Here is a 12,261-nt window from a genome sequence, read left to right as displayed (position 1 = left end):
TTATTATTTTGGATTTTCGATTTATGTTTATTGTTTGGTTGTAAATAGTCAATCATTATGCCAAGAGAAAAATTTTATAAAAATGACAGAACAATATGACAAGATGACATTTTAATTTTTATTACTTTTAAAAACTTTAAAATAATTATGGAAAACCATGAACTTCTGTCGCACTGCTGCGATTATAAAACCGAAACCTATGAAGAAGCTTTAGCCCGTTACGATGGTTTTGGAAAAGGATTTTATGAAGCTCTTGTAAAAAGATACCCTAAAATACTTAAGCATTTAACCTTTTATCAGCAAATACGAGACAGGCGTGTATGTGTTATGCCTTACGGACCTCAAACAGAAGATAGCTATGCTATATATAATGACGGAACCACGGCTTTTGGAATACAACTGAATTTTTATACTGAAATTGTACTATATGACAACGACAAAGATTATGACATAGGTTATTGGTATAAAAACCCTATAGAAATAGCATTGGCTTATCTTAAAAGAGATTTTCTACCTAACAGCATCTTAAAATGAAAAGTATTTTTATCGTTCTCTCGGTAGCTGTAATACTTTACAGCCCTAAAGTCTACAAGTTTTTTAAAGAAAATGTACACAAAATACCTAAAGCCAGTTTTGAGGAGCAGTTAACTGCATTTAAAGAACTTGGCTATACCTTTAATAAAGAAATTGATAAACACGACCTTCTTTATTTATATAATGAAGAAGATTATGAAGCAGAACCTTATAGCTTACTCTATTACACCTGGGCAGAAATTGCAGATACTAAAGACAAACCTATATCAAACAACTGCTGGCATTTTGATTATGAGTCTATCGAAAATAAAGGCGACTATGTGGATATAATTAAAAACCTTGAAAGGATTAGCGATGGTCAGCTCAATTTCACTAATGTGCAGGACAACATAGACTTTGACAACGAAACAGCATGGGTTTCATTTGACATTAACGGAACTCACTATAAATATGACCTAACATTTGATAACGACTGGGCAGACCATGTTCTCTTTGAAAACATTCAGGCACTTACCGAAAAGTATAATACAAAAGGTAAATTTACCGTATACTCATTAGGGCAAAGCGTAGTTTTTGACTTTATGACAGAAACCAAATTACAAAATTTTAAAAAAGTCACTAAACTAGACCCTAAGTGGCTTTAAACAACATTTAATATAATAAAAAAATCATCTTTTTTTAGTTAAAAAAACCATTTATCTAAGGAAAAATGTATTTTAAAGAAACAATTCTACTATTTAAAGACAAAATATTTAAAATACAAATAATTAATTATAATTTAGCATCCAATCCTATCCTATATACGTAAGTATTATTTTACCATCGGTTTGACTATGCTAAGCAAAAAAATTAATCAAATTCGCTTTGTTACTATTGGAAGTCTGCTTGTTTTTATCCTGGCAATAGCAGTTTTAATAGGTTGGGTTTTTAATATAGAGATATTAAAAAGCATTTTGGACGGATATATATCCATGAAGTTCAATACAGCGTTTTCATTTTTAGTACTGTCGTTTTGTCTTGTAGCCTCTACTTCTATTAAAAGAGTTTCGGCTACACTACTATTTATGGAAATATTTGTAACAATATTTGCCATAGCATCTTTATTACAGGAAATTCTATCTGTAAATTTTGGAATAGATCAACTCTTTTTCCTTGATTTAAAAGGGATAGAAAAACAGGAAGTCTATCCTGGGCGTATGTCTCCCATAACATCTTTTTTATTCATAATAATGGGAGCCGGGCTATTTTTTGCTTCCTTATCCCAAAAATTTCGAATTTACTGCCAATATGCCTTTCATTTCGTAACTATAATATCTTCTATATGTATAATAGGATATTTTTTTAGTGTTCCCAGTCTATATAAATTCAGCTTTTTAACACCAATAGCAATACATACAGCTATAAGCTTTTGTATTTTATCTATGAGTGCCAGTATGCTTTATCCTGAGTTAGGGTTTACAAGAATATTCACAGTAAAAGAAACAGGAAATATAATTGCAAAGCGGCTTTTTTTACAATTATTTGTGCTAATAATAATAGTAACATACTTAAGACTGCAATTTTTTGAGCATTCGGGTTTTAGTATAAACTCCGGATCAATTATGGGATTAAAGCCAAGTTTGGCCATTACATCAATCGGGTTTATTCTTATATGTTTTGGTTTTATCTATAAGGCTGCTAATGCCATAAACCAGTCGGAAAGGAAACAGAAGCTTGCAGAAGTACATTTTAAAAGCGTAATTGAGTCGGCTCCCAATGCCTTTATCATTTCCGACGAAACAGGCACCATAACACTTGTAAACAAACAAACCGAAATAATATTCGGCTATACCAAAGAGGAACTTATAGGTCAAAAAATAGATTTGCTTGTGCCTACAAAATTCAGGCACGGTCATCCTAAAAACAGGAACTCCTACCATGCTGCACCAAAAGCACGTTACTTTGGTGCCGGTAGGGATTTACATGGTATGAGGAAAGATGGTACCGAATTCCCTGTAGAAATAGGACTTAACCCATTAAACACCGGTGACAGTACACTTATACTGGCATCGGTCATAGATATTACCAAACGTAAGGAACAGGAAGCTACCATAAACCAGCAGGTTTTAGAGCTTCAAAACAAAAATGAGGAGTTAGAACAATTTAATTACATCGCTTCACACGACTTACAGGAACCACTTAGAACCGTAAGTAACTTTATACAAATTATAGAAGAAGATTATGGTAAAGAACTTAACCCCGAAATAAAACTTTACCTCGAGCATATAAACCTCGCCACAGGGCGCATGAGCATGTTAGTTAGGTCATTACTGGATTTTGCCCGCTTGGGTAAAAACAGGCAACTGGTTTATATTGACTGTAACGATGTGCTTAAAGATGTGGTATCTGACCTAAACGGACTCATATCAGCATCGGGGGCAGAAGTGCGCTATGGTATAATGCCTCATCTCTATGCCTACAGGCTGGAGCTGCGACTGGTTTTCCAGAACCTTATAAACAATGCCATTAAATTCCGTAAAAATGATGTAGCCCCCATTATTAAAATTCATTGCCATGAAGAAAAAGATTACTATGAGTTTTGGGTTAGTGATAACGGGATAGGTATTAACCCCAGGTATTTTGAACGTATTTTCCAGATTTTTAAAAGTCTGCATAAAGACGGAGAGTTTGAAGGGTATGGAATTGGGCTGGCACACTGTTATAAAATAGTAGGCCTGCATATGGGAAAAATATGGGTAGAATCAGAACCCGGGGAAGGAAGTATATTTAAGTTTACAATTTCAAAATTTATAGCAAACAATGAGCAACGAAGTGATGAACAGGCAGATAAATTGCATAATGCTGGTTGACGACAATAAGATCGACAACTTTTTTCATGAAAGAGTGATTAGAAAAAATCATGCTGCCAAGCATATTGTAATAAAAGAAACAGCAGAGGAAGCTTTGGATTACATTAAACAAAAGGATCAAAACGGTGACAGGCATCCTGATCTTATTTTTCTTGACATTAACATGCCGGGAATGAACGGATGGGAATTTCTTGAGGAATATTCTGAACTGGATGAAAGCCTGCACTGCAAAATGATTGTGGTGATGCTTACTACTTCCGAAAATCCGGATGATATAGAAAAAGCAAAGTCACGAGGTGCACTTTCGGCATTCAGAACAAAACCTTTAACTGGCGAAATGCTGGAAGAGGTACTGGAACGTTTTTTTAATTTTCATTAAAACATCCATAAATCCTGTTTCGGTTAATTGCAATACAAAAATGAAACATGAATATGAAAAATAAGTAGAATAAAAAAAGCCGTTCTAAAAGTACTGTTAGTAATACTTTGTCATTTTGACGAAGGAAAAATCTCCTATAAATAATTTGGAGATTCTTCACTTCACTACGTTACATTCAGAATGACATTACTGAAACTGCTTTTATGTATTACTCTTCAAAATATTCAAAGGCTTCTATTATATCGAGGTAAACCCCGTTAAAGCCTGTATTTAGTATTTTATCAAGGTATGAGCCTGGTGTGTTATAAATAATATTTTTCCATTCGTCATTCCAGTATTGCACGGTATAGTTACCTGCCCAACTTGGATTTTCGGCTTCAAGCCATTCGGGTGTTCCCGTTGTCCAGCCGCTTTGCCAGTAATAACGATAATCCTCTGCCTCACCTATAGACATGTAGCAAATTACCATACGGATACCTCCGTTTGCCTTGGTTTTTAGCTGAGTGATTTCCTGTTGGGTAAAACTCTCTCCGCCAAGAAACATATCAATTAGCACCACATCATAATTGGTTGCCGATACAGCAGTAATAAAATCCTGCTTTGTAGCAAAGTTTTCAGGGTTTATAAGGTAAAGAAAGTTTTTAGCATCGCTAAGGTGGTTTATATCATTAGCGTTTTCGTTATGCGGAGCCTGATCCGGTATAGCATTAAGCTCCCTTTGCGGAGCCGCCATAGATATATAACCATTATCTTCGTTACGGGTGTATGAATCTGTCACTTTAGATTCGGTAGTACAATAATCCGTAACCAGTATTGCCTTACCAAACTCCTTAGATCGGTCTAAAAACTCCATTAAATAATCGGTCTCGTCTGAAGGAGTAGCAACATCATCTGAATCATATCCATAAAGCAAATCTTCCTGTCCGTGTCCGTCAATAGCATTTAGGTATGGGATATTAAGTGACCCAAACGGATCTCCGTCATTAGTAAGCAGTTCAATACCGTTTTGAGGTATTACTGCAAAATTGCCGTTTGAAACTTTCCCCTTCACGCTGATACTCATTACAAGCTGACGCATTTCCTGCCTGTAATCAATAACTGTTTCACCCGGGGTTTCACCTGTATTATTAGAGTTTTCCGCTCCTGTATCGTCCATATCATTATGGCAAGATAGCAGTAAAAATGCCGTGATAGGCAATAAAAGTTTCTTCATTATTTGGTTTATAGTGGTTGTAGTGTATATGCTTATGCCCTTTTATAATTGGTTACCCAGTCCAAAAAAGCATCTACTTTTTCGGGGTTATCCTGTAACCATAATTCTACCTGTGTATTTTGTATATCCTGATGTATGTAATACATAAAAGTTTCATACATCTCTTCGTTTTTAGCCAGGTCATAGAAAAAATCTACGTAGTAATCCCACCAAAAACCTTTCTTTTTCTTGTTTTCCTTTAGCTCACCCAAAACCATGAAAAAGGACTTGGTATTATCGGCAAAAAATTCAAAATCTGATTTATCAGCATATTCCTCGCCCTTCCTTAACGCCTGTGACATGGAAAGTATGGCCTCTGCACCTCCAAACTCACTATCAACTGCCAAAGAGTTTAATGTGATATTTACCTTATTATCATCCTTAAACTCAACCCCCAGGCTATGGTGTTTTTTAATAAGTGTTAAAGCTTCATTTGCCCTTTTCCCTGTCGGCTCAATAATAAGGAAATTGTATAGTGCCAAAAGCGATTTTGTCCTTTCCTCATAATTCAGTTTTCCTAACAACAAATGACTACTGCCGTGTAAAGGGTTTTGCTGTAATCCCTCCTGAAGGTAATTTTCTGCCTCATCATATTCTTCAAGCCTGCACTCTACTATTGCAAGAGAGTAGTATAATGAATGAAATTGAGGAGCTTCCTTAATACCTTTTTTAAAAACTTTTATTGCTTCCTTGTGCTTACCGGAATAATCGAGAGCCACTCCTTTAATGTAATACCCCTTAGGCACCATATCACTATCAGAATCAATAACGATATCGGCATACTTAATAGTATTATCAAACTCATTTAATGATACATAAGACAGGCACATTTCATAATAAGCCTCCCAGTTCTTATCATCCTCAGCTACAACCTCTTCATAAACAGCAATAGCTTCACGGTACTTACCTTGGTCATGGAGTTGTACCCCTCTACTTATTTTTTCTTTAGCTGTTTCCTGAGAAAAAGCAGAAAAAGGAATGGCCATAAAGGCAAGGAAAAACAAAAATTTCTTCATGGTTGTTGGTTTGATTGTTGGTTTATCTGATTTAAGCACTTACCGCTTTTTGTTTTTTGCCTACATATATACCAAGAGCCACCACTGCGGCTTCAAATGCCATAAACAGGTAATATCCCGTTTTTATTGTTACACCAAAACTACCGGTTGTTACATAAATAAGTCCGCCTAAAAGGAAAACAAAAACAGTAAGGGCTGCAAAAAGCACCTGTTTACGCTGCCTGAATAAAGCACCTACAAACTGAAATACTGTTGCTGCAAGTACTAAGGCAGAAAATACTATAAGTACCTTAAAAAACGGAGCTATAGGTACTTTAGCAAATCTTGGTAAACCACCCGTAACTACATCCAGTAAATTAAAATCGCCCCATATAAACCAGTTATCTCCTGTTTCTCCTGCTCCTTCTGTTGTTGGTTTATAATTAAAAAACGGGCTTGTTAGTGTAATTGCTGTAACCATTGCAAAGATGTAAAACACCTTATCTAATAACTTATTTTTCATTTTATTATAATTAATCTACTAAAAATACGGCATTGCTAAACAGTAGGTTTCCGTTTTCCCAAAAACCTCTGAATAACGGATTATCTACCATATAAATAACCTGTCCCTTACCTTTTTGCTCTACAGCAAACGTTACGGTATTCTCGAGGTTTTGTTTTAAATTCTTACCTATAAAACCGAAACTGATATAGTTTTGAGGCACATAAGCCACATTCCAAACATCTTTTAACAACTGATAATGCATATCGCTGGTTTTAAGACTGAAATACTTATTCCCTAAACTATAAGAAAGCGGATGGCTTTTATCGATAACATTTTCAATAACAGCACCGGGAACTGCTTCAGAAATTGATCTTCTTTCGGCGTTCTTGTAATCCATAAAACGGGCTTCAAGAGTTTCCTCTTCCCTGCGTTCCATTTCGGCCATCTTATCAGCTTCAGATGCGAAGCGGGTTAGGCTGTATCCTTCCCTGTCTTCAAAAACGGTAAGCGCGTTACCAATAGCAATAACCTTACCACCATCCTCAATAAAACTATCTAATTTATCTTTCTGGTTTTCATCTAAGTCATAATAACCGTCTGCCAGTACTATGGTAGTAAACTGGCTAAAGTCTACTCTGTTCACATTTCTTATATCGATAATACTTAAAGGGTATTCTATCATTTGGTCAAAGTAGAACCATGCCTGCCCAAAATCGGTAGCACTAATACCTTCTCCTGCAAGCAGTAATACTTTTGGCGCACTCAATAAAGGATAAGATTCCCCGCCAAGATCTCCGCCTTCCAGCGAAAAGCCACTTTCCATAACCTCATAATCAGGTTTGTTTTCCAGCAGCATATCCATATTGTTTTTAAAGTCGTACATGTTTTGATTGTCTCCCTTTAAAACAATAAGGTCACCCGGATTTATTTTTATTCCTCTAAAGGATGATGCCTTTCTGGCAGAACGAACTTTAATACCACTCTTTAACAGACATGACAGTGTTTTTGCCGATGCCCTTCCATTCCACGGAATATAATAGGCATATACCCTTTCAAAGTCCAGCTTACCCTTGTAGCTAACTTCAGCTTTGGTTTTAATTTTAAAACTGTTCTTTAAGGCATAGCTCTCTACACCATAAGCATAAGGCAGTGCCCATGCTGTAATATCGTAAGAAAGACTATCGGTCAGTTTTGGTGCCGACTCAAACAGCACCTGTGTCAATATCGCCTTAGGTTGTTTTACATTAATGATAAGATCGTTTGGCTCAACCGTAAAATCTCTATCATCATTATCCATATAACTGTAGCCATTAAGTTTTTTGGTATCGTTAGCAAACGTAAACTGAATGTTATTACGTTCAAGTAGCTCAGCAAGCTGTTGAGTTTTCCCGCCATTTTTAATAACATAGGTACTGTATTTCCCTTTAGGCTTATCCTGAGCTTCTTTAAAATATTCCCTGAAGTTTTTAACCAGCTTGTCTTTTTGCCAGGAAGCAGTTTCAACAGCAGTTAATACTGCTTCTGTATGGTGGTCTATCCTGTCCTGCAGAGTTAACACATTACCGTTACTCATCACTACTGCCCTACCGGCACCAATCCCCCCCTGTTCGTAGGTCATACCTACCGCTCCGTTAAAGCTTGGGTAAGTATCACCATAACTAGGGTAAAACAAATCAAAACGCTCACGGGTATAATAGTTCCAACCTTTAAGATCAAATCGTTTTGAAGTCATTTCACCTATAGCCATATGAAAATCCTTTTGTGCCTGAGTAATGTACTCATGCATAGGTTCGGCAGCAGGTGGGAAGAAATAGGGTTCATTATACCCCATTTCGTGCACATCTACATGTACCATTGGCATCCACTTATTGTAAAGTTTAATGCGCTGTTGTGATTCGGCCTGAGTTTGCCAAGCCCAGTCACGATTAAGGTCGTAAGCATAGTGGTTTTGCCTACCGCCCGGCCATGGCTCCATGTGCTCCCTGTCGGTATGCCCAGGGTGTAGCATTTGCCCGGTTACATCCCTAAGCCAGTTTCCGTAACGGGAATATCCGTCGGGGTTTAAACAGGGATCCAGTATTACTATGGTATTTTCAAGCCATTCCTTTGTTCTTTTATTATTAGGATTAATCAGTTCAAAAGCTACGCTCATGGCACTTTCGGCAGCTCCGGGTTCATTACCGTGAACATTAAAGCTAAGCCATACTATAGCTTTGTCGTTAACTTTTGCAGGCTTTTCGGCAAGCATCCCTATTTGGTACAAATGATTTTTCCTTATATCCTCTAACTCCTTTAGGTTTTGAGGGGTAGATATATAGTAAGCATTAAGGCTCCTGTCCTGATAGGTGTAGCCGTATTGCTTTTTAAGTATATAGTCTGAATTTTCTGTTAAGTGGTTAAAGTAGTTTTCCAGTTCATGGTAATAGCTTACCTGACTTCCGTAACCGGGAATAAATTCGGCCGGACTTTGTAGTTGGGCCTGTACTGCTACCGTAAAAAGCAGTAACAGATTATAAAACAAATTCTTCATTGAGGGTCTTTATTTAAATACCAAATGTAAGCAATTTACACAAGTTGCGTTAGTAATGCTAAAACGAACTTATTATTAAGATGGTTTTATCTCAATTATTAAAACATAAATACTTTCCTAAAAAAGTAAGATTTTTAAGCCTAATACATTTAGAGACTTAAACCCGTGAATTTTCACATTAGAAGAAAAGCAATAAAACCCGATGAACTACATCTTTCACAATTAAATTCTGACTGATTCAATTATTTTTTAATTATATTACTAATTTTAGTTAAAAAATTAAATTAAAAATAACAATTAAAACTTTTTATATATAAATTTGCTTTACCCCAACCACATTCATACTGTGAAGATTAGCCAAGTAAAAGTAAACTAAGTTCAGTAAATTTTAAACATTATGAAACGCACCTTCCGACTAATTACTGCCCCCACGGTAATGGTTCTGATATTGGTAGTAGCTGCGTGCAGCAGATTACCACACGAGCAGGATAACGACGGGAAACAAGAAATGAAACAACAGGAAAAGGCATTAACCAATTCTCCTGAACACATTAACGACCTTAAGCCAATCAAACCAAAGGCCTAGGCTACTTGTTACAAAAAGCAAAACCATAAGAATACTACACTAAAACCTGTTGGACAACCAACGGGTTTTATCATTTTAAGCTAAAAATTAAGAAAATTTTAGTCTGAATATTTTTCATTTTTTATTGCTAAACATAGGCTTAAGGCTCTGTGGTTTCAATCACAATTATTATCTTTGCATGCTTTAAAACAAAAATACAATGCGTATATCCTACAATTGGTTAAAACAATTTATAAAATTAGACTGGAACTCAGATGAAACTGCCAACCTGTTAACAGATCTTGGCCTTGAAGTAGAAGGTGTAGATAAGTTTGAGTCGCTTAAAGGCGGACTTGAAGGTGTAGTGGTAGGCCATGTACTTACATGCGTACAGCACCCTAATGCCGACAGGTTGAGGGTTACAACTGTAGACCTTGGCGATGGCAATGCTCCCGTACAAATTGTTTGTGGCGCACCAAATGTAGCAGCAGGACAAAAAGTACCTGTAGCAACAATTGGTACCAACCTTTATGACAAGGAAGGTAACCCGTTCCAAATCAAAAAAGGAAAAATACGCGGCGAAGAAAGTTTCGGGATGATTTGTGCCGAAGATGAACTTGGTATAGGTGAAAGTCATGACGGTATAATGATTCTTGACGAAGACCTAAAACCGGGTACTCCCCTTTCTAAAGTATTTAATATTGAAACCGATGAGGTTTTTGAAATAGGACTTACGCCAAACCGTGCCGATGCAATGAGCCACTGGGGTGTTGCCCGTGACCTGCGTGCCGGTATGATTCAGCGTAATGTAAATACCGAACTTATTACTCCATCGGTAAGTAATTTCAGGATAGACAAACGTACCCTTAAAATTGATGTTAAGGTAGACGATAACAAACTTACACCTCGTTATTGTGGTGTAACCATTTCGGGCGTTACGGTACAACCTTCACCAGCATGGTTACAAAATAGGCTATTGGCTATTGGTATTACACCAAAAAACAATATTGTAGACGTTACTAACTATGTAATGCACGAATTGGGTCAGCCACTACACGCTTTTGATGCAGGAAAAATAAGAGGCAATAAAATCATTGTTCAAACTGCTGAAGCCGGAACTAAATACATTACTCTTGATGATGTTGAACGTACTCTACATGAGGACGACCTTATGATTTGTGACGAAAACGGACCAATATGTATTGCGGGAGTTCTTGGCGGAAAAAGATCGGGGGTTAACGAAAATACAGCTTCTATATTCCTGGAAAGTGCATACTTTAACCCGGTATCCATTAGAAAAACAGCAAAAAGACACGGTATAAATACTGATGCTTCTTTCCGTTTTGAAAGAGGTATTGACCCAACCATTACCGAATATGCCCTTAAAAGAGCAGCCCTGCTTATACAGGAAACTGCCGGTGGCGAAATCACATCAGACGTAATAGATATTTACCCTAAAAAGATGGAAGACCATCAGGTATTTGTAAACTTCAAAAATGTGGAAAGGGTAATTGGTCAGGAAATAAACAAAGAGACTATTAAAAAGATATTAGTATCTCTTGATATTAAAATCAACAGCATGTCTGACGCCGGTATTGGTCTTGTTATTCCTTCTTACCGTGTGGATGTAGAAAGAGAAATAGATGTAATTGAAGAGATATTAAGGGTATATGGCTATAACAATGTGAGTTTCTCACAAAAGCTTAATGCCTCTATGTCAAACGCAGCGCGTACCGAAGATTACAAACTGCAAAATATAATCGCAAACCAGTTGGTTTCTGTTGGCTTTAACGAAATGATGGCCAACTCACTTACCACTCCTGATTATGTTAAGCTAAGCGAAAACCTAAAAGAAGAGTTCAACGTTTTAATGCTTAACCCGCTTAGTAGTGATCTTTCAGCAATGAGGCAATCATTACTGTTTAGCGCACTGGAGGCTGTTTCCTTCAACATAAACAGAAGAAGAAGCGACCTTAAGTTCTTTGAGTTTGGTAAATCATACCACAAGCTACCTTCAGGTTACGATGAAAACAAGCACCTAACACTTACCCTAACAGGTAACCGTATTCAGGAAAGCTGGACTCAGGCTCAAAAACCTTCAGACTTCTTTATGTTTAAAGGTTATGTAGACATGATACTACAACGCCTAGGCATTAACAAAGTACAAACCCAGCCAGCCACTAACGATGTATTTAGTGAAGGACTTGCTTACACTCTTGGCAGTGAAACTTTAGTTGAGATGGGTGTGGTTAAAAAACAGGTATTGAAGCACTTTGATGTTAAGCAGGAAGTATTCTTTGCCGATTTTAACTGGGGCGCAGTAATAAAAGTAGTTTCTGCAAAAATAAAATTTACAGAGATTGCTAAGTTCCCTGAGGTAAGACGTGACCTTGCACTTCTTGTAGACAATGAAGTATCATTCCAAAACATTTATGCCATTGCAAGACAAACAGAAAAATCATTACTAAAGGATATTAACCTGTTTGACGTATATGAAGGTAAAAACCTTCCGGAAGGCAAAAAATCATATGCAGTAAGCTTTATCCTTCAGGATAACACAAAAACACTTACAGACATTCAGATTGATAAAATAATGGATAAAATAAGACAAAATCTGGAAACCCAAACCGGTGCTCAGTTAAGATAAGATAA

Annotated in this window: 11 protein-coding genes; 6 read left to right on the top strand and 5 right to left on the bottom strand. The window is 36.7% G+C overall.

All coding sequences use genetic code 11. The features are described 5' to 3' along the window. The first annotated feature begins 147 nt into the window (after positions 1-147). Positions 148-534, top strand: a complete 387-nt coding sequence (locus Q763_RS09200) for a hypothetical protein (RefSeq protein ID WP_035133502.1) — start codon at positions 148-150, stop codon at positions 532-534. Beyond that, complete coding sequence (locus tag Q763_RS09195) at positions 531-1,178, top strand: hypothetical protein (RefSeq protein WP_035133500.1); 648 nt, start codon at positions 531-533, stop codon at positions 1,176-1,178. The genes Q763_RS09200 and Q763_RS09195 overlap by 4 nt, the downstream gene beginning before the upstream one ends. Positions 1,179-1,387: 209 nt before the next feature. Here Q763_RS09195 and Q763_RS17935 read toward each other — a convergent pair whose 3' ends face one another. Then, positions 1,388-1,627: a hypothetical protein gene (locus Q763_RS17935; protein WP_035133498.1), complete on the bottom strand. Its 240-nt coding sequence runs from the start codon at positions 1,625-1,627 to the stop codon at positions 1,388-1,390. Positions 1,628-2,135: 508 nt separating this feature from the next. Between Q763_RS17935 and Q763_RS17930 the strand changes: the two genes are divergently transcribed. After that, complete coding sequence (locus tag Q763_RS17930) at positions 2,136-3,383, top strand: sensor histidine kinase (RefSeq protein WP_084596054.1); 1,248 nt, start codon at positions 2,136-2,138, stop codon at positions 3,381-3,383. Next, positions 3,334-3,762 carry a response regulator gene (locus tag Q763_RS09180; protein ID WP_232297516.1) on the top strand — a complete coding sequence of 143 codons (429 nt, stop codon included), beginning with the start codon at positions 3,334-3,336 and terminating at the stop codon, positions 3,760-3,762. The genes Q763_RS17930 and Q763_RS09180 overlap by 50 nt, the downstream gene beginning before the upstream one ends. Before the next feature lie 208 nt (positions 3,763-3,970). Here Q763_RS09180 and Q763_RS09175 read toward each other — a convergent pair whose 3' ends face one another. Genes Q763_RS09175 through Q763_RS09160 form a run of 4 tightly spaced genes read right to left on the bottom strand, consistent with a single transcriptional unit; the run spans position 3,971 to position 9,044 of the window. Further along, positions 3,971-4,975 carry an endo alpha-1,4 polygalactosaminidase gene (locus Q763_RS09175; RefSeq protein ID WP_035133496.1) on the bottom strand — a complete coding sequence of 335 codons (1,005 nt, stop codon included), beginning with the start codon at positions 4,973-4,975 and terminating at the stop codon, positions 3,971-3,973. Between the two features lie 32 nt (positions 4,976-5,007). Further along, positions 5,008-6,030 (bottom strand): tetratricopeptide repeat protein, encoded by a 1,023-nt coding sequence (locus tag Q763_RS09170; protein WP_084596046.1) that lies wholly within the window; start codon positions 6,028-6,030, stop codon positions 5,008-5,010. 31 nt (positions 6,031-6,061) lie between these two features. After that, positions 6,062-6,532, bottom strand: a complete 471-nt coding sequence (locus Q763_RS09165; protein WP_035133492.1) for a hypothetical protein — start codon at positions 6,530-6,532, stop codon at positions 6,062-6,064. A gap of 10 nt (positions 6,533-6,542) precedes the next feature. Beyond that, positions 6,543-9,044, bottom strand: a complete 2,502-nt coding sequence (locus Q763_RS09160; RefSeq protein WP_035133490.1) for a M14 family zinc carboxypeptidase — start codon at positions 9,042-9,044, stop codon at positions 6,543-6,545. A gap of 397 nt (positions 9,045-9,441) precedes the next feature. Here Q763_RS09160 and Q763_RS09155 point away from each other — a divergent pair, with 397 nt between their 5' ends. Together Q763_RS09155 and pheT are read left to right on the top strand one after the other, a co-directional pair. Further along, positions 9,442-9,630 carry a hypothetical protein gene (locus Q763_RS09155; protein ID WP_035133488.1) on the top strand — a complete coding sequence of 63 codons (189 nt, stop codon included), beginning with the start codon at positions 9,442-9,444 and terminating at the stop codon, positions 9,628-9,630. Positions 9,631-9,829: 199 nt separating this feature from the next. Further along, entirely contained in the window at positions 9,830-12,256 is a 2,427-nt protein-coding gene (pheT, locus tag Q763_RS09150) for a phenylalanine--tRNA ligase subunit beta (RefSeq protein WP_035133479.1), read from the top strand. The last annotated feature ends 5 nt before the right edge of the window (positions 12,257-12,261 follow it).

It is taken from the genome of Flavobacterium beibuense F44-8 (genome assembly GCF_000769915.1).
Classification (GTDB): Bacteria; Bacteroidota; Bacteroidia; order Flavobacteriales; family Flavobacteriaceae; genus Flavobacterium; species Flavobacterium beibuense.
The sequence above is the reverse complement of the archived record's forward strand: the minus strand, read 5'-3'. Positions and strand labels throughout refer to the sequence as shown.

Coding starts and splice junctions, on each gene's coding strand:
- Q763_RS09200 (WP_035133502.1), top strand. CDS start 148: ATGGAAAACCATGAACTTCTGTCGCACTGCTGCGATTATAAAACCGAA.
- Q763_RS09195 (WP_035133500.1), top strand. CDS start 531: ATGAAAAGTATTTTTATCGTTCTCTCGGTAGCTGTAATACTTTACAGC.
- Q763_RS17935 (WP_035133498.1), bottom strand. CDS start 1,627: ATGGCAAATATTGTTACAAATATTTCCATAAATAGTAGTGTAGCCGAA.
- Q763_RS17930 (WP_084596054.1), top strand. CDS start 2,136: ATGGGATTAAAGCCAAGTTTGGCCATTACATCAATCGGGTTTATTCTT.
- Q763_RS09180 (WP_232297516.1), top strand. CDS start 3,334: ATGAGCAACGAAGTGATGAACAGGCAGATAAATTGCATAATGCTGGTT.
- Q763_RS09175 (WP_035133496.1), bottom strand. CDS start 4,975: ATGAAGAAACTTTTATTGCCTATCACGGCATTTTTACTGCTATCTTGC.
- Q763_RS09170 (WP_084596046.1), bottom strand. CDS start 6,030: ATGAAGAAATTTTTGTTTTTCCTTGCCTTTATGGCCATTCCTTTTTCT.
- Q763_RS09165 (WP_035133492.1), bottom strand. CDS start 6,532: ATGAAAAATAAGTTATTAGATAAGGTGTTTTACATCTTTGCAATGGTT.
- Q763_RS09160 (WP_035133490.1), bottom strand. CDS start 9,044: ATGAAGAATTTGTTTTATAATCTGTTACTGCTTTTTACGGTAGCAGTA.
- Q763_RS09155 (WP_035133488.1), top strand. CDS start 9,442: ATGAAACGCACCTTCCGACTAATTACTGCCCCCACGGTAATGGTTCTG.
- pheT (WP_035133479.1), top strand. CDS start 9,830: ATGCGTATATCCTACAATTGGTTAAAACAATTTATAAAATTAGACTGG.